General features: G+C 71.4%; 19 protein-coding genes, 1 tRNA gene and 1 pseudogene. 13 read left to right on the forward strand and 8 right to left on the reverse strand.

The window, feature by feature from the left end; all coding sequences use genetic code 11:
* Positions 1–602 precede the first annotated feature (602 nt).
* The 5 genes from BMY19_RS09340 (at position 603) to BMY19_RS09360 (ending at position 6,322) form a co-directional block, all read left to right on the forward strand.
* Positions 603–1,769, forward strand: coding sequence for a type III PLP-dependent enzyme (locus BMY19_RS09340; RefSeq protein ID WP_100251523.1), 1,167 nt, complete (start codon positions 603–605; stop codon positions 1,767–1,769).
* A 253-nt stretch (positions 1,770–2,022) separates the two neighbouring features.
* Positions 2,023–2,574: a GNAT family N-acetyltransferase gene (locus tag BMY19_RS09345; RefSeq protein WP_100251524.1), complete on the forward strand. Its 552-nt coding sequence runs from the start codon at positions 2,023–2,025 to the stop codon at positions 2,572–2,574.
* A 258-nt stretch (positions 2,575–2,832) separates the two neighbouring features.
* Positions 2,833–3,846: an N-acetyltransferase DgcN gene (gene dgcN, locus BMY19_RS09350; protein WP_100251525.1), complete on the forward strand. Its 1,014-nt coding sequence runs from the start codon at positions 2,833–2,835 to the stop codon at positions 3,844–3,846.
* A 163-nt stretch (positions 3,847–4,009) separates the two neighbouring features.
* Complete coding sequence (gene dgcA / locus BMY19_RS09355) at positions 4,010–4,993, forward strand: N-acetyl-D-Glu racemase DgcA (protein WP_056526441.1); 984 nt, start codon at positions 4,010–4,012, stop codon at positions 4,991–4,993.
* Between the two features lie 279 nt (positions 4,994–5,272).
* The gene (locus BMY19_RS09360) at positions 5,273–6,322 is read left to right on the forward strand and encodes a ketopantoate reductase family protein (protein ID WP_026604621.1); all 1,050 of its coding nucleotides are present in this window, start codon (positions 5,273–5,275) and stop codon (positions 6,320–6,322) included.
* Between the two features lie 141 nt (positions 6,323–6,463).
* Here BMY19_RS09360 and BMY19_RS09365 read toward each other — a convergent pair whose 3' ends face one another.
* Positions 6,464–6,802: a DUF1491 family protein gene (locus tag BMY19_RS09365; protein WP_020091141.1), complete on the reverse strand. Its 339-nt coding sequence runs from the start codon at positions 6,800–6,802 to the stop codon at positions 6,464–6,466.
* A 326-nt stretch (positions 6,803–7,128) separates the two neighbouring features.
* Here BMY19_RS09365 and BMY19_RS09370 point away from each other — a divergent pair, with 326 nt between their 5' ends.
* Complete coding sequence (locus BMY19_RS09370) at positions 7,129–7,419, forward strand: hypothetical protein (RefSeq protein ID WP_026604620.1); 291 nt, start codon at positions 7,129–7,131, stop codon at positions 7,417–7,419.
* A gap of 66 nt (positions 7,420–7,485) precedes the next feature.
* Here BMY19_RS09370 and BMY19_RS09375 read toward each other — a convergent pair whose 3' ends face one another.
* Positions 7,486–8,199: a peptidoglycan-binding domain-containing protein gene (locus BMY19_RS09375; RefSeq protein WP_020091139.1), complete on the reverse strand. Its 714-nt coding sequence runs from the start codon at positions 8,197–8,199 to the stop codon at positions 7,486–7,488.
* Between the two features lie 23 nt (positions 8,200–8,222).
* Positions 8,223–10,115, reverse strand: a complete 1,893-nt coding sequence (locus BMY19_RS09380; RefSeq protein ID WP_100251526.1) for a sensor histidine kinase — start codon at positions 10,113–10,115, stop codon at positions 8,223–8,225.
* A 252-nt stretch (positions 10,116–10,367) separates the two neighbouring features.
* Between BMY19_RS09380 and BMY19_RS09385 the strand changes: the two genes are divergently transcribed.
* Entirely contained in the window at positions 10,368–10,706 is a 339-nt protein-coding gene (locus BMY19_RS09385; protein WP_100251527.1) for a hypothetical protein, read from the forward strand.
* Positions 10,707–10,717: 11 nt separating this feature from the next.
* Here BMY19_RS09385 and BMY19_RS09390 read toward each other — a convergent pair whose 3' ends face one another.
* From BMY19_RS09390 to BMY19_RS09400, 3 genes are all read right to left on the reverse strand, one after another.
* Entirely contained in the window at positions 10,718–11,848 is a 1,131-nt protein-coding gene (locus BMY19_RS09390) for a DUF2336 domain-containing protein (protein ID WP_020091136.1), read from the reverse strand.
* Between the two features lie 160 nt (positions 11,849–12,008).
* Positions 12,009–12,365, reverse strand: a complete 357-nt coding sequence (locus BMY19_RS09395; protein WP_020091135.1) for a hypothetical protein — start codon at positions 12,363–12,365, stop codon at positions 12,009–12,011.
* Between the two features lie 69 nt (positions 12,366–12,434).
* On the reverse strand, positions 12,435–12,896 hold the full coding sequence (locus BMY19_RS09400) for a GNAT family N-acetyltransferase (RefSeq protein WP_100251528.1): 462 nt from the start codon (positions 12,894–12,896) through the stop codon (positions 12,435–12,437).
* A 235-nt stretch (positions 12,897–13,131) separates the two neighbouring features.
* Between BMY19_RS09400 and BMY19_RS09405 the strand changes: the two genes are divergently transcribed.
* Positions 13,132–13,350, forward strand: a complete 219-nt coding sequence (locus BMY19_RS09405; RefSeq protein ID WP_100251619.1) for a hypothetical protein — start codon at positions 13,132–13,134, stop codon at positions 13,348–13,350.
* Positions 13,351–13,419: 69 nt separating this feature from the next.
* Here BMY19_RS09405 and BMY19_RS09410 read toward each other — a convergent pair whose 3' ends face one another.
* Positions 13,420–13,929, reverse strand: coding sequence for a Ros/MucR family transcriptional regulator (locus tag BMY19_RS09410; protein ID WP_091928091.1), 510 nt, complete (start codon positions 13,927–13,929; stop codon positions 13,420–13,422).
* Between the two features lie 484 nt (positions 13,930–14,413).
* On the opposite strand from BMY19_RS09410, the gene BMY19_RS09415 reads away from it, so the two are divergent.
* The 5 genes and pseudogenes from BMY19_RS09415 (at position 14,414) to BMY19_RS09435 (ending at position 18,964) form a co-directional block, all read left to right on the forward strand.
* Positions 14,414–14,827, forward strand: a complete 414-nt coding sequence (locus BMY19_RS09415) for a PaaI family thioesterase (RefSeq protein WP_056526422.1) — start codon at positions 14,414–14,416, stop codon at positions 14,825–14,827.
* Between the two features lie 148 nt (positions 14,828–14,975).
* A complete protein-coding gene (hemF, locus tag BMY19_RS09420; RefSeq protein ID WP_091675826.1) occupies positions 14,976–15,908 on the forward strand; it encodes an oxygen-dependent coproporphyrinogen oxidase in 933 nt (310 codons plus the stop codon).
* Positions 15,905–17,023 carry an ATP-dependent DNA helicase gene (locus BMY19_RS09425; protein WP_012321591.1) on the forward strand — a complete coding sequence of 373 codons (1,119 nt, stop codon included), beginning with the start codon at positions 15,905–15,907 and terminating at the stop codon, positions 17,021–17,023. The genes hemF and BMY19_RS09425 overlap by 4 nt, the downstream gene beginning before the upstream one ends.
* Before the next feature lie 81 nt (positions 17,024–17,104).
* Positions 17,105–17,194, forward strand: a tRNA-Ser gene (locus BMY19_RS09430).
* Between the two features lie 579 nt (positions 17,195–17,773).
* Positions 17,774–18,964, forward strand: a pseudogene (locus BMY19_RS09435) (IS3 family transposase).
* 318 nt (positions 18,965–19,282) lie between these two features.
* Here BMY19_RS09435 and BMY19_RS09440 read toward each other — a convergent pair.
* Positions 19,283–22,432, reverse strand: a complete 3,150-nt coding sequence (locus BMY19_RS09440; RefSeq protein WP_100251529.1) for an efflux RND transporter permease subunit — start codon at positions 22,430–22,432, stop codon at positions 19,283–19,285.
* Positions 22,433–22,439: the final 7 nt, after the last annotated feature.

Genomic DNA, 22,439 nt, shown 5'->3' on the forward strand with positions numbered 1-22,439 from the left:
GGGCGCGTCGTCGATGCGTCGTTTTTGCAACGGAGCGCGCGGGGTGTGGATTGCGGGCGGAAAAGCGGGCGTTCCGGGGCGGTTTCCCCTTGTCGCGCGGGTCCCGTCTCCGTATATGCGCCGTGCCCAATTTCGCACGTGCCTGTGGCCGCGTGTCGGTTGGTGGGCATCCGGTCAACTGCCGGACAGCCGCCAGGGGTCTTAAAGGATCGATGGTCGCAAGGGTGGATCCCTACGGCCGGCATCCAGGTGGCAACACCGGACCCCGACAACAACCGGCAGCCGGAGGCGAAACCGGCGAACCCCGCTCTCCACGGGGGACGCAGCTTAAAGCAACGACGAACGGGCTTTTTTGGTCTCGTCGGCCCTCCACAGGCCGGCACCGAAGAGGCTTGTTTCTCTTTGCCCGGCGTGCGGTGGGGGTCCTCCCTTCCAATCCACGGCAGCTTCCGGGTGCTCTGCGCCCGCTCCGACGCACGCGTCTCCAAAGCGCGTGGGTCCGCGCGACGCATCGCCCCCTGACGCCGGCGGCCCGTTCGGGCCGTCATCTTCGACAGCGCGCCCCGCGTAGGGCGCTCGCGAACCCGTGCCGGGAGACGACCATGACCGACCGCATCCGTGACTACCTGCGCGTGCGCCGCGACCTCGGTCAGGACGAGGGCCCCGTGATGGTCCTCGACCTCGACGTCGTGCGCGACAACTACACCGCCTTCGCGCGCTCCCTGCCGGACACCCGCGTGTTCTACGCCGTGAAGGCGAACCCGGCGCCCGAGGTGCTGCGCCTGCTCGCCGAGATGGGCTCCTGCTTCGACACCGCCTCCGTCGCCGAGATGGAGATGGTGCTGGCCGCCGGCGCCACCGCCGACCGGATCTCCTTCGGCAACACCATCAAGAAGGAGCGCTGCATCGGCCGCGCCCTCAAGCTCGGCATCCGCCTGTTCGCGGTCGATTGCCAGGCCGAGGTCGAGAAGATCGCCCGCGCCGCCGACGCGCTGGGCGTGCCGGCGGGCGAGGTGCGGGTGTTCTGCCGCATCCTGTGCGACGGCGCGGGCGCCGACTGGCCGCTCTCCCGCAAGTTCGGCTGCGTGCCCGAGATGGCCGCGGACGTGCTGGAGCACGCCCACCGCCAGGGGCTCGAGGCCTACGGCATCTCGTTCCACGTCGGCTCTCAGCAGGGCAACACCGAGGCCTGGGACGGGGCGCTCGGCTCCGCGGCGGCGATCTTCCGCGAGTGCGCGGAGCGCGGCATCGGCCTCTCGATGGTCAATCTCGGCGGCGGCTTCCCGACCAAGTACCTCAAGGCGGTGCCGGGCGTGGAGAGCTACGGCGAGGCGATCTTCCGGGGCCTGACCAAGCATTTCGGCAACCAGATCCCCGAGACGATCATCGAGCCGGGCCGCGGCATGGTCGGCAATGCCGGCCTGATCGAGGCCGAGGTCGTGCTCGTGTCGAAGAAGTCCGCCGAGGCCGACGAGGTCCGATGGGTCTACCTCGACATCGGCAAGTTCGGGGGGCTCGCCGAGACCATGGACGAGGCGATCCGCTACCCGATCCGCACTGCGCGGGACGGGGAGGCGACCGAGCCCTGCGTCATCGCCGGCCCGACCTGCGACTCGGTGGACGTGCTCTACGAGCGGCAGCTCTACCCGCTGCCGGTCTCGCTCTCGATCGGCGACAAGGTGCTGATCGAGGGGGCGGGCGCCTACACCACGACCTACGCGGCGGTGGCCTTCAACGGCTTCCCGCCCCTTCAGCAGATTGTCATCTGATCCTTCCTAGGATCAGGACAGGTTCCGGCTGAGGGACGCAGGCTCCTCCGTCCTCGCGAGCGGAGCGAAGCGATCCAGGGACGCGCGACGCCTTCCGACGTTTCGCTGCCCTGGGTCACGTCGCTTCGCTCGTGATGACGGGGAGGGCGACCCGGCTGGACGCTGACGTCCACCACCGCGTCGACCGAGGGCGTCCGGCTCTCGGTCACAGACAATCGCTTCTCCCGCTCGCCGGCCCGGGGAGGGCACAGCCATGATCGAGATCCGCGCGGAGCATCTCCACGACGTCCCGGCGCGCGAGCGCCTGCTCGACGCGTGCTTTCCCGGCAATCGACGCGCCAAGACCTCGGAGCGCCTGCGCGAGGGCCGCCTGCCGGCCCGCGGCCTCGCCTTCGCGGCGACCCGGGCGGGACGGCTCGTCGGCACCCTGCGGCTGTGGCACGTCGAGGCCGGGCTCGCCCGCCCGGCGCTGCTGCTCGGCCCGCTCGCCGTCGATCCGGCGATCCAGGGCCAGAGGCTCGGCTCGGTGATGATGCAGGCGGCCCTCGGCCGGGCCGAATCCCTCGGTCACGGCGCCGTGCTGCTGGTCGGCGACGCGCCCTACTACGCGCGCTTCGGCTTCGACCGGGCGCTCGCGGAGGGCCTGACCCTGCCGGGGCCGTTCGAGCGCGCGCGCTTCCTCGGTCTCGAGCTGCGCGCGGGCGCGCTGGCGGGCGCCGAGGGGATGGTCCGGGCGACCGGCGTGCCGGCGCCGGTGGGCGCGGTGGCCAACGAGGCGGGGGTGGCGCGACGACGCGCCGCCTGAACGGGGCTTCGGCGCTCCGCCGATCTGAGGCGACGAACCGTCTTCGCGAGCGGAGCGAAGCAAGCCTGGGTCGCGCCCCGCTCAAGGACGTCGCGCTGCCCTGGGTCGCTTCGCTGCGCTCGCGATGACGGCGTGCAGAGCCGGTATGCTCCGTGGGGCGGCCGCATCGACCGCCTTGGCCAGCCCCATGCATTGCGCACGCCGCCCGCGATCCCGCATAGACGGTCCGCCGGCCTCCCGGAGAAGGTTGCTCGACCGATGCAGATCGCCACGCCCTACCTGATGTTCCTGGGCGACGTGCCCGACACGCTGGCGGCCAAGACCGCCTACGGGATCAAGGACTGGCGCCCCGAATGGTGCGTCGGCCAGATGCGCCTGCCGGGCTGCGCCGCCGATCTCGGCATCCCCGACATGACCCTGCCCGAGGGCCTGGCGAAGGGCTGCCGGACCCTGGTGATCGGCGTCGTCAACGCCGGCGGCGTCCTGCCGGACCACTGGGTCAAGGAGATCGTCGCGGCGATCGAGGCCGGGCTCGACGTGGCGAGCGGCCTGCACGTGAAGCTCGGCGCGGTCCCGGCCATCGCGGAGGCCGCCGCCCGCCGCGGCCGCCAGCTCCACGACGTCCGCCACACCGACGAGCGCTTCCCCACCGGCAAGGGCACCAAGCGGGCCGGGCGGCGCCTGCTCACCGTCGGCACCGACTGCTCGGTCGGCAAGAAGTACACCGTGCTGGCCCTGGAGCGCGGCATGCGCGAGCGCGGCCTCGACGCCGATTTCCGCGCCACGGGCCAGACCGGCGTGTTCATCTCCGGCCGGGGCGTCGCCATCGACGCCGTCGTGGCCGACTTCATCTCCGGCGCCGTCGAGACGATCGCGCCCGAGGCCGAGCCGAACCACTGGGACCTGATCGAGGGCCAGGGCTCGCTCTACCACCCCTCCTTCGCGGGCGTGAGCCTCGGCCTGCTGCACGGCGCGCAGGCCGACGCCTTCGTGGTCTGCCACGAGCCGACCCGCACCAACATGCGCGGCGTGAAGCACCCGCTTCCGACCATCCGGCAGGTGATCGACCTCACCGTTCAGCTCGGCAGCCTGACCAATCCGGGGATCAAGCCGGTCGGCATCGCGGTGAACACCCAGGCGCTCGCCGAGGGCGAGGCCCGGGCGCTCCTCGACGCGCTCGGCTCCGAGCACGGCCTGCCCGCCACCGACCCGGTGCGCTTCGGCGTCGACGGGCTGGTCGACCGGATCGTCGCCGACTTCCCGGCGATCTGATACCGCTTCCCTGTGCCGGCTCTCACGCCGTCCCCGTGAGCCGAGCGAAGCGATCCAGCAGCGCCATGCCAACCGGCCGCTCGCTGCCCTGGGTCACTTCGCTCCGCCCGTGATGACGGAGCGGGCTGCATCGACCGCAGGCCTGAACCGGAGACCCTACGACATGGCCCGCCGCCTGACCCTCGCCGTCGAGCGCTTCCCGATCGCCGGCGCCTTCACGATCTCCCGCGGCAGCCGCACCGAGATCGCCGTCGTAGTGGCGACGATCGCGGACGGCGACGCGGTCGGGCGCGGCGAGTGCGTGCCCTATCCGCGCTACGGGGAGAGCGTCGAGAGCGTCAGTGCCCTGATCGAAGGCCAGGCGGAGGCGATCGCGGCCGGGATCGGGCGGGACGCGCTCATGACCCGCATGAAGGCGGGCGCCGCGCGCAACGCCCTCGACTGCGCGCTGTTCGACCTCGAGGCGAAGCGGCAGGGCCGTCCCGCCTGGGAGATCGCGGGTCTCGCCGAGCCCCGGCCGGCCATCACCGCCTACACGCTGAGCCTCGGCACGCCGGAGAGCATGGCGGAGGCCGCCCGCAAGGCCGCCCACCGGCCGCTGCTCAAGGTCAAGCTCGGCGGGGACGGCGATCCGGAGCGCATCGCCGCGGTGCGGGCCGGCGCGCCGGAATCCCGGCTGATCGTCGACGCCAACGAGGCGTGGCGGCCCGAGAACGTCGAGGCCAACCTCGCGGCCTGCCTGCGGGCGGGCGTCGCGCTGATCGAGCAGCCGCTGCCGGCCGACGCCGACGCCCTGCTCGCCGAGATCCCCCACCCGGTGCCGGTCTGCGCCGACGAGAGCCTCCACGACCGCGCCGGCCTCGACGCGCTGGCCGGGCGCTACGACGCGATCAACATCAAGCTCGACAAGACCGGCGGCCTGACCGAGGCGGTGCTCCTCGCCCGCGAGGCGCGGGCCCGGGGGCTCTCGATCATGGTCGGGTGCATGCTCGGCACCTCGCTGGGCATGGCGCCGGCGGCCCTGCTCGCCAACGACGCGGAGTTCGTCGACCTCGACGGGCCGCTGCTGCTGGCCCGAGACCGTGACCCGCCGCTGCGCTACGAGGGCAGCCTGATGCACCCGCCGACGCCGGACCTCTGGGGCTAGGGCCCGCGGCGGGCCGGTCGTCGTCCGCGGTCCCGAGAGGGTCCCGCGCGATGTCCCGGAGGCGCCACCCTGTGGAGATCCCGGGTGCGGAGGATAGGGATCGCCCCGCCTGTCACCGGCAGGGCCTCACAAAGGGTTTGGGATTAGGTATACCAGAAGACTTGCCTTCCGCTCGCCCGGCTGCCATCCATCGCACGTGCGCTTGGGGCCGTGGCGTGGACGCGCTGTTCCCAGCAGCCAGACAACACACAGCAAGTCTCAATGCTGGGGAGGACCGACGTGGCCAAGAACATCCTGATCCTGGGGGCCTCCTACGGCTCGCTCCTGGGCACCAAGCTCCTGATGGCCGGTCACAACGTGACCCTGGTGTGCCGGCGGAAGACCGCGGACCTGATCAACCGCGAGGGGACCGAGGTCCGCATCAAGCTGCGCGACGAGAAGGAGCACCGCGCGATTCACTCGCGCGATCTGCCCGGCAAGGTCGACGCGATGCCGCCGGAGGACGTCGACGTGTCGCGCTACGACCTCGTCGGCCTCGCCATGCAGGAGCCGCAGTACAACAACCACACGATCCGCGTCCTCATGATCAAGATCGCGGCGGCGAAGCTGCCGTGCCTGTCGATCATGAACATGCCGCCGCTGCCCTACCTCAAGCGGATCCCGGCGCTCGCCGCCATGGACCTCGAGGACGCCTACACCAATGCCGGCGTGTGGGACCGGTTCGAGCCGGGTCTGGTGTCGCTCTGCTCCCCCGATCCGCAGGCCTTCCGGCCGCCGGAGGAGGAGGCGAACGTCCTCCACGTCGGCCTGCCGACGAACTTCAAGGCCGCGACCTTCGCGGACGAGGCCCATAACCGGCTGCTCCGGGAGCTGGAGGCCGACATCGACGCCGTGCGCCTCGACGGGCACGACGTGCCGGTGAAGCTCAAGGTGTTCGACTCGCTGTTCGTGCCGCTGGCCAAGTGGTCGATGCTGCTCACCGGCAATTACCGCTGCATCACCCCGGGCGAGCCGCAATCCATCCACGACGCCGTCCACGGCGACCTGGCGCGCTCGCGGGCGATCTACGACCACGTCGACGGTATCGCCCGGAAGCTCGGCGCCGACCCGGCCGATCAGGTGCCGTTCGAGAAGTACGCCAAGGCCGCCGAGAGCCTGCTGAAGCCGTCCTCGGCCGCGCGGGCCGTGGCGAACGGCGCGCCCTACATCGAGCGGGTCGACCTGCTGGTGAAGCTCATCTCGCACCAGCTCGGCGAGCCGAACGCCGAGATCGACCGCACCGTCGAGACCGTCGACCGCAAGCTCGACGAGCGCATCATCGAGGGCTGACGGGCGCTGCCCTCGCTTCGCTCCGTCATCACGAGCGGAGCGAAGTGACCCGGGGCGGCGCGCCATCGGTCGGCGTGGCGCCGCTGGATTGCGTCGCTGCGCTCGCAAAGACGGTGGCGAGGTCTCCAACCGGAAACGGTATCACTCCGCCAGATCCAGAAAATGCCGCCCCTGGCGGTCGTCGATCTCGACGATCCAGAGATCGGAATCGAACCGGATCTCCTTGGTCAGGCGCTCCTCCACGTCGAGCGGGCTGCCGCCGGTGACGATCGCGGCGAAGCGGCGGTCGCCGCTCTCCTCGGCCTCGAACAGCGCTTGCGGCGCCGGTCCGTAGAGGTCGGCGCTGCCGTCGAGCCGATCGACCTTCACGAAGATCGCGCCCGCCTCCGCGGATCCGCGCCGGCGCAGCACCGCCGGGATGCCCGCGACGTCCAGACGCCGCAGATGGGCCGAGACCCAGAAATCGGAGCGCAGGCGCATGCGTCTGTAGCCCTGTGAATCGCGCGGCCCGCGCCGCGGGCGGGCGATCCGGCGCGGCGGTCGGCCCCTGAAACCCGGCCGGTTGTGAGCGGCGCAAGCCCCGCCATGCGCGAAAGCGCCGGCACGGGCAAGCGCGGATGCGCGACGCCGCACGTCCAGAGCAAACGGCTCAGCGCGGCGAATAATCCGTCAAAAAATCCAGTATTTCTCGGGATTAAAAAAGAATTGAACGATGTGCGGCAGCGCACATCTATAGTATTTTCTGCTGCCTAACTGAGCAAAGGGCGCCCGAATTCGCATGCCACGATGATTTGAGGAGCAATCCGATGCGGAGAATGACCTCGCTCGCGACGCTGATCGTCGCCTGCCTGTGCTTTGCTGTGCCGTCGGCCCACGCCCGTCCGGAGACGCTCATGGATTTACTGGGCCACCGCGACTCCGCGTCCTGCCCGCGCTACCAGCGGACGCCGAGTGATGCCTGCAACATCGTCGTGCACCGGCCCGGCGGTAATCCCACGCAGGACATGACCGGATCGATCGGCCACGCGAAGTCCTGGCAGGCCAATGGCGGCCCGCGCTGCAAGACGATCTGCCGGTTCACCGGCACGCAGTACTGAGGGACGCGCTCTCACGACGACCGGCACCCGCACCGCTTCCGCGGAGCGGGCGCCGCTTCCGTCCCGCTAGCCGTGGCCCGCCCGCGCCATCAGCTCGCGCAGGGTCCGGCCCGTCGCCTCTCCAGTCACCGGCAGCTTGGCGCCGCGCTCGAACTTCTCGATCGCCGCGCGCGTGCCGGGGCCCATCGCGCCGTCGGGCTTCACCGCGTAGCCGAGCTTCGACAGCGCCTTCTGGGCGCGCAGCACCGGATCGCCGTCCTTCTCGGACTTTGCCGCCTTGGCGTCCGTCTCCTTCGCGGCCGGCTTGGCGGCCGGCCGAACCGGCGACGCCTTCGGGGTGACCGAGGCGGTGGTCTCCTCGGACCGGATCAGCTCGCCGATCGCGTCCCGGGCCGCCGGCTTGGCGGGGACCGGCGCGGCGGCGCGGTCGGCCTCGATGACCCGCACCGGATCCCGCGCGGGTTCCCGGAGGGCCTCCCTGGCGGCCGGCGCCGCCTCGCGGGGGGCGGGCGCCTTCTGGGCGAGCTTCGGCAGGATCGGCGCCGGGTGGCGCCCGGTCTGGTAGCCGAGGGCGTTGACGCAGACGAAGCCCGCCGCGCCGAGGGCGACGAGGCTGCCGAGAACGGCGCCCGGGCTGGTCCGGCAGGTGGCGCCCGTCGCCTTCAGCGCGCCGACGAGGACGGCGCGCCAGTCGCCCTGGACCGCGGGGTGGCGCGGCGCGGCGCGGCGCGCGCGGCCGGGTTCGCCCGGTACGGTGATCTCGCGGTAGCCTGACATCATGTCTCCTTCCGGGGATCTTCGGGTCAGCCGGTGCGGCGCAGGACCGGGTCGGCCGGGGCCGCGGCGAGGCCCGGCTCCGCGTCGAACAGGCCGAGCGGCAGGCGCACCACGCGGCGGGGCGCCGGGGCGCCGCGCACGGCCGTGCGGATCGGGGCCGGGCCGTGGGCGGCCGCGGGGGCCTGGCAGACGAGGGGCAAGGTGACGGTCACCACCGTCCCGGCCTGGGGGGCGCTCTCGATCAGCAGGGAGCCGCCGTGGAGGCCGACGAGGCCCTGGACCACCGACAGGCCGAGGCCGGTGCCCTCGTGCTGGCGCTTGTAGCCGCCGCTCCCGGCCTGGAAGAACGGGGTGCCGAGCTTGGGCAGGTCGTCCGCGCCGATGCCGACGCCCGTATCGGCCACGACGATGTCCAGGGTGTCGGCGCCGCGCCGCAGGGACAGGTCGATGCGGCCGCCCGCCGGGGTGAACTTCACGGCGTTCGAGATGAGGTTGATCAGCACCTGCCGGCAGGCGGCGGGATCGGCCGTGATCTCCACCGGTCCCGACGGGGCGGCGGTGACGACGACGCCGGCGGCGTCGGCCTTCAGGCGCATCATGTCGCAGCAGGCCCGGAGCAGGTCCGCGATGTCGAACGCCTCGGGGGCGCAGTCGAAGTTGCCGCTCTGGATCCGGCTCATGTCGAGCAGCGTGTTGACGACGCCGAGCAGGTGGTGGCCGGAGGCGCCGATGATGCCGGCATATTCCCGCGCCTGGACCGGTCCGAGGCTGACGGCGCCTTCGCCGGCGAGGACCTCGGAGAAGCCGATGATCGCGTTGAGCGGCGTGCGCAGCTCGTGGGTGACGTTGGCCAGGAACCGGCCCTTGATCGCGTCGGCCCGCTCGGCCTCGGCGCGGGCGCGCTCCAGCTCGACGGCGTGCCGGTGGTGCTCGGTCATGTCGCGGGTGACCGCCACGACCGCCGTGGCGGCGTCGTGCGCGCCGTGCTCGATCCGGTGGGCGCGCATCTCGGCGTAGATCAGGCTCGCGCCGTCGGCGCGGCCGGTCTCGGGCTCGACGTGCAGGCGCAGGGGCAGGGTCGCGGGCCGACCGGTCGCGGCGACGTCGCTCACCGCCTTGAGGAAGGCCGGGCGGTCGGCGACGTGGACGCGCTCCAGCAGGCCGTGGCCGCGCAGGCGGGCCGGGGCGCTGCCTAGGAGCCGGACGGCCGAGACCGAGGCCTCCAGCACGCGGCCGTTGCGGTCGTGCCAGGTCACGAGGTCGTCGATCGCGGAGAGCAGCAGCCGGTCGCGGGCCTCGTTGTCGCGCAGCCGCTCGCGCCAGACGCCCTCGTTGCGCATGTGCTCCAGGGCCTGGGCGGCGACGTGGCCGATCGCCGTGATCGCGAAGGCCGGCAGGGCGATCGCGGCCGAGATGTCCATGACCGGCAGGGAGCCGGCCCAGGCGCCGAGGGCCACCACGGTCAGGACGCCGAGGACCGCCATCGCGGCGGCCGCGATCGTCGCGCGGAGCGAGCCGGAGACCAGCGCCTCCAGGGGGATCGCCACGAGCCAGACCGCGGCGGGCGAGGTGACGCCGCCGGTGACGCCCGCCAGGGCGACGACGAGGCCGGTCAGGCCCGCCGATGAGACCGCGTGGGCGACCCAGAGGGATCCGGTACGGGTGAGGAGGACGGCGGCGAAGACCGGCAGCAGCAGGCTCGCGATCGCCAGGACCTCGAAGCCCGACGGCACCCCGCGCCACAGCAGGTAGGGCGGCAGCCCGGCCATCATCACGGCGCCGGTCGCCAGCCGCGACACCAGGAAGCGCTGGTGGCGTGCGCGGGCGGCCGGGTTGTCGGCCACGGATTCGTGGACGAGGCCCGCGAGCCGGTCATCGATCAGCGACGTCAGGACGGTCTTGATGGTCAAGGTTGGCACGCGTCGCGCTGGCTGCGTTCCCGCATCCGTCGCGCCTCCGGTTCGACTTCGAACGACTACCGGACGGTCGCAGAGCCGGCTTAAACGAGTGTTGCGGGACTTGTCCGAATGGTCGGGATGCTTTCCGCGAGGTAACCAGCCGATCGCGAACAAGCTTCATTCACCATCGTGCGGGAAAGCTCGGGTCGGTAGAGGCCCGGTTCACGAAATCCGTCGAATGCTTCGCGCGATCTCGAGCGGAGAAACCGTTCCATGACCGTCCTGCTGCGCGCCGCGCTGGTGATCAGCGTGCTCTCCTACTTCGCCATGCTTCGCACCGGAGCGGACCCGGCCGCGGAGGCCCGCAGGCTCGCCGCGGCGGTCCCGAGCGCCCAGGCGGTCGTGCCGGCCGCCCTGGAGGCGGTTCCGCCCGAGACCCGGGAGCGGGCGGTCCGCGCCGTGCTGGCCCGCGGCCTGATGGCGGAGCTGAGCCGCCGCGCCGCGGAGGCGCCCTCGAACGACACCCTGCAGGAGACGGACCGGCAGCCCGCTTGGCGGGGCGCCGATCCGGAGAGTGATCCGCAGAGCGATCCCCGGACCGGCCCGCGCTGACGGCCGGCCGGTCAGCCCGGCTCCCCGCCGCTCGCCGTCCGGGCCCGCGCCGGCAGGGGCGGCCGCTGCGCGGCGACGCGCTCGGCGCCCTGGCGCAGCTTGGCCTCCGGGCCGTGTGCCGGCTGGTGGGCCTCGCTCCGACCGCGCTCGGCGAGCGGCCGGTCGAGGATCGCGGCGATCAGGTCCCGCGAGGCCGGACGGCTCACAGTGCGGAACAGCCGGACGAGATCGGCGACGCGCTCGGCCGAGCGCGCCACCCCCTGGTTGAGGGTCAGGAAGATGTAGACCGCCTCCTCCTCGTGCAGGCCGGCGGCCCGCAGGCCGAGGGTCAGGAGGTCGTAGCGGGTGCCCGCGTCGGCGACCACGGTCAGGAAATCGCGGGGCAGGCCGAGCCCGTCGGCCAGCGCCGCCATGAAGGCGGGAACGTCGCGGGCGGCGGACAGGCCGGTCAGGGTCTCGCCGAGGCCGCGGGGCGGCGGCGGGCAGGGGCGCAGGGCGGCGGTCGCCTCGACGGCCCGGCCGATCACCGTGCGGCGCATCGGGTCGGCGTGCAGGTACAGGGGCACGAGGTCGGCGGCCGAAACGTCGGGCCGGACCAGCAGCAGCCGGGCGAGGTCGGGGGCGGTGCGGCCGCGGTCCACGAGCCGCGACAGGGCCGCGCCCCGCAGGGTGTGGCCGAGATTGGCCGCCAGCGCGCGGTCGATCTCGGGGCGGCCCTCGCGGGAGAGTTCGTCCACCGCCTCCCGGCTCAGCCCGGCCCGGGCGGCGATGCGGGCGGCGATGTCCGACCCCTCGGCCAGGGCCGCCTCGATCAGGCGGTGGCTCAGGGTCGGGGCCAGCTCCACCACCGCGTCGCGGGCGCCGCCGCCGCGCAGGGCGAGCGCCTCCAGCACCGCGGGCGGCGTCTCGGGGCAGGGGGCCAGCTTGCGGGCCACGACCCGGGCCGTCTCCTCGTCCACCGTCGGGATCAGGCCGCAGGCCAGGGACTCGAAGATCTCGATCTCGGTCCGGTCCCGGGCCGCGGCCCGGACGAACAGGTCCGTCTGAACCCGGAGGATCACCGGCTTGAGATCGAGATTCTCGATGCGTGACAGTTCGAGGAGCCCGGACAGGTCCGGCGGAGCATCGACGGAAGGGGGCATGGAGGATCGGTTACGCAAGACTGCAGTAAGGTCACGCTAACCGCATCGACGTGAATCGACCTTTAAACCGCCTTCGCGGCGACCGTGCCGTCCTGCGCCAGGATGGAACCGGCGCGGTCCCACCCCGGCCGGACCGTCAGCGCATCCGTCAGTGCGGCAGTCAGCGCGTCAGCCAGAGCACGAGGCCGAGCCCCACGGCGGCCGCGACGATGATGCCGGCGTAGAGCGGCAGGACCCAGGGCTGCCGCTGGTGTGGGTAACCCTTGGCCGCCCGCTCCGAGGGCGCCCGCTCGTTCTGCCGGGCGATCCGGACCTCCCGGGGCGTCGGCGGCGTCCCGCCGGCCTCCTCGCAGGTCCCGAGCGGGGCCGCGCCGATATCCATGTGCGGGGTCTTGTCGGCGGTGCGGCCGCTGTCGATGTCGCCCTTGAGCTGCGCGGCGGTCGGTGCCTCGGAATCCGGCGGCGGATCGCAGGGCAGGTTCGCGGGCGGCGGCGGGGTCTCGGATCGCAGCGTCATCGGGGGGCTCCACTCTCCGGGGGTAACGCCCGGTGAGCCCCGCCGGCTTCGGCCAGGATGTCGCGGATCTCAGCCGTCTCCGGTGCCCCGCTTCAGCAGCGGACGCGCGAGCACGGTCCCTTCGTCGGCGAAGCCGGCGGCGGCGCAGAAGGCGCGCAGGGCGGCCTGGTCCGGCCCCGCGGCCAGGAGCAGCCGGTCGCAGCCCGCCTGCCGCGCCGCCCGGCCGGCCGCCTTCAGCAGGACCCGACCGATGCCCCGGCGGCGCGACTCGGCGGCGACCGCGAGGCCGGTGATCAGGCCGAAGGGCCGCGGCGCGTCCAGCGTCCGCACGGGGGCGACGGCGATGAGGCCGCTCGGCGGCCCCCATTCTACGGCGACGAGGGCGATGCCGCCGTTCCGCTGCAGGGCCTCGAGCCGGGCCGCGAGGTCCGCGGCGCCGACCGCGACCCCCGCCTCGCTGAGCAGCGCCGCGAGACCCGCGGCGTCCGGCCCCGCGGCGGCGCGGATCTCCAGCCCGTAGCGATTGCCCAAATCCCGCTCCCGATCGGCATGTCCGGCGCATGCATGTCCGGCGGTTCAACGCGTGGCGACGCCTCTCGACACGGCGCGTCGCGCTCCTGAGGCTCAAACGCGGCGCCATCCCGCAGATCGCGATCACCGCGTGATCGGCTCCGTCGCGCGCGGCGCCGTCGTGATGCGGCGCGCGCGGAACGCGCCGGGCCGTCCGCGCTTTGCTCTCCCGTCGGCGGATCGGGGAGCGCGCAGCATGGCGGGGCGGGTGACGGATCGAGCCTCCGAAGGGGAGGCCGGCCAGGCGCGGCCGGAGACAGCGCCGGCGCCCGAGGGGCCGGGCCCGCGGCCCGGCATGACCGAGGCAGAGGTCGGGCCGGAGATCGGGTTGGAGGCCGAGGCGGTCGAGCGGCACAAGGCCGAGACGGAGATCGCCGCGGGCGACGTGGCCGACGACCTCGCCGATTTCGCGTAACGGACCGGCGCGCGGGTCGCGCGCCGGCCGGTAACCACGAGCCCGGGCGTTGCCGGGCTCAGGCCGGGCTCAGGCCGTCTCCTTGGCCTTGCGGGTGCGGCTGGCGCGCTTCGGCTTCTCGGCCACTTCCGCGACGGGCTCGGGCTCGGGCGCCGGGGCGGCGGACTTGCGGCGCTGCTGGCCGAGGCCGAGGCTGCGGGCGAGTTCCGAGCGCTGGGCCGAGTAGCTCGCGGCCGTCGACGGATAGTCGCGCGGCAGCCCGAAGCGCTCGCGATACTGCTCGATCGTCAGGCCGTTGCGCGACAGGTGCCGCTTGAGCGTCTTGTACGGCTTGCCGTCGATGAACGAGATCAGGGCGTCCGGCGTCACCGACTTGCGGATCTGGGCCGGCGTCGGCTTGTCGGCCGCCTCGGTGACCGTCGCCGCGGGGGCGGACAGCTTCGTCAGCGCGGCGTGAACGCCGGCGAGCAGACCGGGCAATTCGCTGATCGGCACGGAATTGTTCGAGACATACGCCGAGACGATGTCGGACGCCTGCTCGATAAAGGTCTGCTGCTGCTCAGTGGCGTTGTCGTCCATCGATGATTCCCTCTATCCGACCGTCGTGAGACGGTTCTAACGTCTGTGCAGCAAAATCAAGTCGTCGTCGAGCATTTCCCTACACAATGCCCCCGCCATGAACACGCATATTATTCAAACCGTGGGTCGAGCTGAAATCGACCGTCGAGCAAACCGACACCCCGGAGCCGAAGTTGGACGAGACCGGGCGACGCGGACGGGCGCCGGTTATGCCTTCCGCCGCGATCTCGCCGCGGGCTTCCTCTGCGAAGATCCGTCTCCGGTCTGATGAGAGGCGCAGAACTTCACGCGGCGGCCCGCCGCGATGTCCCGTGAGCCTTCGGGGCGGGACGAACGTTTCGGCCGGACTGTCACGTGATCTGCCGCGGACCGGTCATGGCCTCGGAGGCGGCCGGGCGATAAGGATCCGGGCGGGGCAGGATCCGGGGCGATCGGCGTGGACCAGCAAGTGGACCGGCAAGGGGATCACCAAGTGGATCAGCAAGTGGATCAGCGCTCGGAGACGGGCACCGTCTTCGGCGCCATCATCCCGTTCGTGGATCACTGCGGGATCGAGGCGCTCGACGTGCGCGCGGGCCGGACGCGGCTGCGCCTCGCCCTGCGGCCGGAGCACGCCAACAACCTCGGCATCGCCCATGGCGGCGCGCTCTGCACCCTGCTCGACGTCGCCCTGGGGACGGCGGCGCGGCTGCGGGCGGGGCGCCCGGTGGTGACCCTCGACATGCAGACCCGCTTCCTCGCCCCCGGCCGCGGCGTCCTGACCGCCGAGGGACGGGTCACCCGGGCGGGGCGGTCGGTGATCTTCTGCGAGGCCGAGATCCGCGACGAGGCCGGGGAGCTGGTGGCGACCGCCACGGGGCTGCTCAAGCCCGTCGGCGAGCGGCCGGCGCCCGCGTAGGGGCCGCGTAGGGGCCGCGTAGGGGCCGCGTAGGGGCGTTGTCGCCGGTCGGGACACCGGCGCGGGAGCCCTGCGCGGGAGCCCTGCGCGCCCGTGCGGGGCCGCGACCGCATTGACGTGCGCCCGGCAGGGTGGAAAAGCCTGTGTCATGACGATGCCGGACGACGCGCGCGCAGCCCTGGCTGCGCCTCCCTCCGAGGCCGACGTGACGGCCATGAAGTCCGAGGCCGCGGCGTGGTTCGAGACGCTGCGCGACCGGATCGTCGCCGCTCTGGAGACCCTCGAGGCGGAGGCGGCGGGCCCGTTCCACCCCGACGCGCCCGAGGGCCCCGGGACGTTCGAGAAGACCCCGTGGAACCGGACCGACCATACCGGGCGGCCGGGCGGCGGCGGCGTCATGGCGATGCTGCGGGGCCGCGTCTTCGAGAAGGCCGGCGTGCACATCTCGACGGTGCACGGCGAGTTCGCGCCGGAATTCCGCGCCCAGATGCCCGGCGCCGCCGAGGATCCGCGCTTCTTCGCCACCGGCATCTCGCTGATCGCCCATCCGTGGAACCCGAACGTGCCGACGGTGCACATGAACACCCGGTTCGTCGCGACGACGCGGGCGTGGTTCGGGGGCGGGGCTGACCTGACGCCGGTGCTCGACCGGCGCCGCACGCAGGACGATCCGGACAGCCGCCACTTCCACGCCTGCCTGGCGCGGGCCTGCGCGGCGCACGGCATCGACCACGCCCGCTACAAGGCGTGGTGCGACGAGTATTTCCACCTCAAGCACCGGAACGAGCCGCGCGGCATCGGCGGGATCTTCTACGATTACCTCTGGAGCGGGACGCCGCAGGCCGACCTCGCCTACACCCGCGACGTGGGCCGGGCCTTCCTGGAGGCCTACCCGAAGATCGTGCGCGACAATCTCGGCACGCCCTGGACCGAGGCGGACCGCCACGAGCAGCAGGTGCGGCGGGGCCGCTACGTGGAGTTCAACCTGCTCTACGACCGGGGCACGATCTTCGGCCTGAAGACGGGCGGCAACGTCGCCTCCATCCTCTCCTCGATGCCGCCGACCGTGCGCTGGCCGTGAGTGCGGGTCTGCCGGCCGCCTACGCGCCGCAGCAGGACGCGGCGCTGAAGGCGATCGCCGCGTGGCGGCGGGACGGGGGATCGCAGGTGTTCCGGCTGTTCGGCTATGCCGGCACCGGCAAGACGACGCTCGCCCGCCGGATCGCCGAGGATGTCGACGGCACGGTGGTCTACGGGGCCTTCACCGGCAAGGCGGCCTCGGTGATGCGCCAGAAGGGCTGCTACGACGCCGCCACGATCCACTCGCTGATCTACCGCACCAAGGAGGCGGAGGAGGGCGGGCCGACCTTCACGCTGAACCGCTCGGGCCCGGCCGCCAAGGCGGACCTGATCATCATCGACGAGTGCTCGATGGTCGATTCCGACCTCGGCAACGATCTCCTGTCCTTCGAGCGGCCGGTCCTCGTCCTGGGCGACCCGGCGCAGCTGCCGCCGGTGCGCGGCGGCGGCTTCTTCACCGAGGCCGAGCCCGACGTGATGCTCACCGAGGTGCACCGGCAGGCCAAGGACGACCCGATCGTCCGCATGGCCATGACCGTGCGCGAGGGCGGCCGGCTGGAGCTCGGCAGCTACGGGCAGAGCCGGATCGTGTCGCGCCGCGCCCTGGATCCGGCCGAGGTGCTCGAGTGCGATCAGGTGCTGGTCGGCTTGAACAAGACCCGCCGCCTCTACAATGCACGGCTGCGGGAGCTCGCCGGCCACACGGACCCGATGCCGGCGATCGGCGAGAAGCTGGTCTGCCTGCGCAACGACCGGGTGAAGGGCCTGCTCAACGGCTCGACCTGGACCGTGCAGGCCCTGCGCGCGCCGCCGCGTCCGGACCTGATCCGCCTCGACGTGGTGCCGGAGGACGACCCGGCGCTCCGCCGGAAGCCCACCGACATCAAGGTGCTGCGCGCGATGATCTCCGGCACGGACGAGGAGATCCCGCTGTTCCTGCGGCGCGAGACGGACGAGTTCACCTACGGCTACGCGCTGACGGTGCACAAGGCTCAAGGGTCGCAGTGGGATAGGGTCACGCTGTTCGACGAATCCTACGCGTTCCGCGAGCACCGGGCGCGCTGGCTCTACACCGGCCTGACCCGCGCGGCGCAGGCGATCACGGTGGTGGTCTGATCCGGCGCCGCCGCGCGACGTCTCGCTTGTGAAGCGGGACCACGCGTGCTACGCACCGCCCGTCTCATCGAGGCACCTTGCGGAGAGGTGGCAGAGCGGTTGAATGCACCGCACTCGAAATGCGGCATGCCTGCAAGGGCATCGGGGGTTCGAATCCCCCCCTCTCCGCCACGTACTTGAATTTAATCGTTGATTTAACTGAGTCTTCTGACGGGGTTGCAGTAGCGGGCCCACGTTGCGCCCCACATTTCGAAACGGCTTGTACCGGATGTAGATGGACGATGTGCCCACGCGCGCGCGAGGGCGAACTCGTTGCTCGCTATCATCACCAAGGCCGATTTCTTCGAGAGTCATTCTGATAGCGCAGCCGGGGCGAGGACCCATGCGGCAGCGGTCATGCTCGCTGCCGGACACATGACTATAGAGATTGGGAGTTCAGATCCGCCCACCGACAGTCAGCGTGAGAGGGCGAGTCGCATCCCGATGACCGGCTCGATCTTGCCCCAGAAGAACGCCGAGTACTGCTCCGCGCGATCGGCCGGGCCGGCGTAGCCAAGTTGGTCAGAGGCCGACCTCGGCGAGTTTTGGCTCGCGACTGCCGATGGTACGCTGATAGGCGAGCGCGAGATGCTCGCCGAGCGCGTCAGCCAGTATCTTCTCACATCGAGTATGAGTGGTGTCTCGTGACCTGACCGGCTGGCTTCGGACCGGGCTGATTGAGAGGATCAGCCAGGACCGAAGGCGTCGGACATGCGGCGAGGTCGGAAGACGAGCGGGGAGCAGGTCGTGCTGAAGCTGCGCCAGATCGAGGTGCAGACGGCACAAGGCAAAAGCTTGGCGCTGGCGTGCGAGGAGGCGGAGATCTCTGAGCAGAGCTACGACCGCTGGCGCAAGGAGTACGGCGGCCTCCAAGTCGACCAGGCCAGGAAAATGAAGCAGTTGGAGCGCGAGAACGCTCGGTTACGGCGGCTCGTGGCGGACCTGTCTTTGGAAAAGCCGGTACTGGCGGACGTCGCCTCGGGAAACTTGTAGCCCTCGAGCGACGCCGGCAGGCGGTCGATGGCATCCGGGAGAAGTACGGCCTCTTGCGAACGTCACGCCTGCCGGATCGTCGGCCTGCACCGGGGCACGCAGCCCTACGTGCCCACGCTACGTGACCACGCTACGTGCCCACACTGCCGGCCGACGCGGATGCGCTGACCCGCGCCATCATGGCCCTGGCGTCCGAGTACGGGCGCGACAGATACCGCCGTTTCACCGCGCTGCTGCAGGCAAACGGCTGGCCGGTGGGCAACGATCGGGTTCATCCTTCGAGAACCTCAGGATGAGGGCATCTGGCCTCGCGAGGGGCTGAAGGTCCCCCAGGAGCACCGGCCGCGCAGCCGTATCTGGCTGACCGACGGCTCATGCGTGCGACTGCGGCCGCTCCGCCGCAACCATGTGTGGAGCTTCGACTTCGTGCAGGCGCAGACACATGACGGGCGCAGCTTGCGCATCCTGACGCTGATCGACGAGCACAGTCGGACATGCCTGGCGCTGAAGGTGGCCCGACGCATCAACAGCGTAGGTGTGATCGAGACGCTGGCCGATGCGATGTGCCTGCACGGCATCCCGGAGCACATCCGCTGCGATAACGGCCCCGAGATGATCTCGAAGGCGCTGCGCCAGTGGGTCGCCAAGACGGGGCCACAGATTCAGTACATCGCACCCGGCTCGCCGTGGGAGAACGGGTACTGTGAGAGCTTCGACGGTAGGCTGCGCGACGAGTGCCTACACCAAGAGATCTTCTACTCGCTGAAGGAGGCGCAGATCGTGATTGGTCGATGGCAATCTACCTACAACCGCGTCCGACCGCATTCGTCGATTGGCTATCGGCCACCTGCGCCTGTCAGCTTCCCAGATCTGGCCTTCCGGCTCCCCGTGGCCGCCGGCATGCAGTAGCCTCGCAATCGGCTCGGTCCAAAATACCGGTCAGGTCAAGGAGACACCCGAACCGAGGCTATGAAGATGGGGGCATATGCGGACGTTCCGCTGGCGACCCATGCCGGCCGCCCGGATCGCGGCCAAGCTTTCGCCCAAAGCGGTCATCTGCGACCGGCCGCGCACGGTCGGTAGGCATCGAAGTCGGCGGCGACTGTACCTGAGATTCCCTGTTCGAAGCAGTTCAACGCGGCGAACTCGTGAACTCGAGCAGTTTATGTCGCGAGCAACGTCGGTACTCTCGCCCCCCGGCGAACGCAGCCGTCGCCGTGAGTGCGCTCATCGACCGGTCCCCTGCTGCATCCGCTGGCGGGGCTTCGTATGCCGTCGCTTGCTCACCCTGCCGAAGGGCAGGCGCATCGTCGCGATCACCGGATAGACGGCGGGAAGAACGACGAGCGTCAGCAGCGTCGCGGTGATCAGGCCGCCGATCACCACCGTGGCGAGCGGGCGCTGCACTTCCGCACCCGCGCTGGTCGAGAGCGCCATCGGCAGGAAGCCGAGCGCTGCGACAAGGGCCGTCATCATCACCGGGCGCAGGCGCCTCTCGGCCGCCCGGGTGGCCGCCTCCCGCGGGTCGAGGCCGGAAGCTTCGAGGTCGCGGATGGTGCTCGTCAGCACCACGCCGTTCAGGATCGCGATGCCGAAGGTCGCGATGAAGCCGATCGCCGCCGAGATCGAGAACGGCATGTCGCGCACAGAGAGGGCAAGGATGCCCCCCGTCGCGGCCATCGGCACGTTGAGGAAGATCAGCCCGGCGCGGCGGATGTCGCCGAACATCACGACGAGGAGGACGAGGATCCCCGCCAGCGCCGCCGGCACCACCACCGAGAGGCGGGCGGTAGCCTCCTGCAGGTTCTGGTACTGGCCGCTCCATTGCAGCGCGTAGCGGGGCGGCAGCTTCACCTGATCGGACACGGCCTTCTGCGCGGCGTCCACGAAGCTCTGCACGTCGCGGCCGCGGACGTTGGCCTGGATCGAGATCCGCCGCTGCAGCCGCTCGCGGCTGATCTGGGCCGGGCCGGAGGTGACCTCCACCGAGGCCACCATCGCGAGCGGCACCGTCATGGCGGGACCGGTCTCCTTGCGCGGCCGCCCCACCGGCAGGGCGCGGATGCGCTCGATGTCGCTGCGGTCGGCCGGGTCGAGCCGGACCACGATGTCGGTGATGGAATTGTCGTCGCCGTAGACCATGCCGGCGGTGCGCCCGCCGATGCTCTCGACCACGTCGAGCACGTCCGAGACGTTGATCCCGTAGCGGGCGGCCATGACCCGGTCGACCCGGATCGAGAGCGCCGGCATCCCGGCCTGCGCCTCGGCCTTCACGTCCGCCGCGCCCTGAATGCCTGAGACCACCCGCACGATGGAATCGGCCGTGTCCTTCAGGACCCTCAGGTCGTCGCCGTAGACGTTGATCGCGACGTCGCCGCGCACGCCCTCCAAGAGGTCGTCCATCCGCATCTGGATCGGCTGCGAGAAGCTGTAGGCGACGCCCGGCACCTCCTCCCGGAGGCGCTTGTCGAAGGCCGCGACGAGCCCTTCCTGGCTGTCGGCGGTCCTCCAGGTCGAGGGGTCGGTCAGGGTGATGAAGCTGTCGGTCGATTCGACGCCCATCGGGTCGGTCGGGATCTCGGCGCTGCCGGTGAGGGAGACGATCCGCTTCACCTCGGGGAAGGATTTCAGCACCCGCTCGATGCGGGTCACGGTGGCGAGCGAGGCGTTCAGCGCGATGCCGGGCAGCTTCTCGGAGGTGATGACGATCGAGCCCTCCGACAGCTTCGGCAGGAACTCGCCCCAGAGCCGCGTGGCCATCGCGCAGGAGCCGGCGAACAGGGCGACCGTCGTGAGCACGGTGGCGAACGCGTGCCGCTCGGCCCAGCGCAGCACCGGCGTGTAGACACCCCGCACCGCGTGGACGAGGCGCGTCTCGCGCTCATTGACACCGCGCCCGGCGAGAAAGAGCGCCGCGAGCGCCGGCATCAGGATCAGGGTGACGACGAGCGACGAGGCGAGCGCCAGGATCACCGTGAGCGCCATCGGGGCGAACATCTTGCCGGCCACGCCTTCCAGCGCGAGGATCGGGACGTACACGATGATGATGATCGCCACCGCGAAGATCACCGGGCGGGCCACCTCGGCGGCGGCGTCGCGGATCACGTCGTGGGCCGGGCGGTCCGGGTGCTCGCCCCGGGCGCGGAGCACGTTCTCGATCATCACCACCGCGCCGTCGACGATCAGCCCGAAATCGATCGCCCCGAGGCTCATCAGGTTGCCCGACAGGCCGAGCAGCCGCATCCCGGCAAACGCCATCAGCATCGAGAGCGGGATCGCGGCGGCGACGATCAGCCCTGCGCGCAGGTTGCCGAGCAGCAGGAGCAACACCACGATCACCAGCACCGCCCCCTCGAGGAGGTTGTGCTCCACCGTGCGGATGGTGCGGTCCACCAGCGCGCTGCGGTCGTAGAACGGGACGATCTCGACCCCCGGCGGCAGTTGCTGGCGCAGGGCGGCGATCGTCTTCTTCACCTCCGCGACCACGGCGCTGGCATTCTCGCCGTAGCGCATCATCGCGATGCCGACGACGGTCTCGCCTTCCGCGTCGTGGGTGACGGCGCCGAGCCGGACCTTGGAGGCCTCCTGCACCGTGCCCAGCGTGCCGAGCGTCACCGGCACGCCGCCGGGGCCCGTCGCGACGACGATGTTCGCGATGTCCTCCGGGCCCTTGGCGAGGCCGAGGCCGCGGATCGTCTCCTGCTGGTCGTTGTGCTCGATGTAGGCGCCGCCCCGGGCGGCGTTGTTCTCGGCGAGCGCCGTGTAGACCTGGGCCAGCGTCACGCCGTAGCGGCGCAGCGCGTCCGCCGAGACGCGGACCTCCTCGGTCGGCATCTGGCCGCCGTAGATGTTCACGTCGGCGATTCCGGGGGTGAGCTTCAGCTTCGGCGCGATGGTCCATTGCAGGATGCGCTTGAGCTGCATCGGCGTGTAGGCGGGCCCGCGCAGCTCGAACTGGTAGATCTCGCCGAGCCCGGTCGCCATCGGACCCATCTGCGGATCGCCGACTCCGGCGGGCATCAGGCTCTTGGCCTGGGGCAGGCGCTGGAATACCTCCGCCCGCGCCGCTGTGACCGACACGGATTCGTCGAAGGTGACGTAGACCGCCGAGACGCCGGCCCGGGACGTCGAGCGGACGTTGGAGAGCCCTGGCGCGCCGGCCATCGCGTTCTCGACCGGAAAGGTGACGAGCCGCTCGACCTCCAGGGGACCGAGCCCCGGCGAGAGGGTGAGGATCATCACCTGCTTCGGCGAGATGTCCGGCACCGCGTCGATCGAGAGACCTTCGAGGTTAGCGGCTCCGCCCGCCGCCGCGGCCAGCGCGATCATCAGCACGAGGAAGCGGCGGCGGACCAGGATGGCGAACCAGCTCTTCATCGCCGGC

Origin of the sequence: Methylobacterium sp. UNC300MFChir4.1 (assembly GCF_900110155.1) — a bacterium.
Classification (GTDB): domain Bacteria; phylum Pseudomonadota; class Alphaproteobacteria; order Rhizobiales; family Beijerinckiaceae; genus Methylobacterium.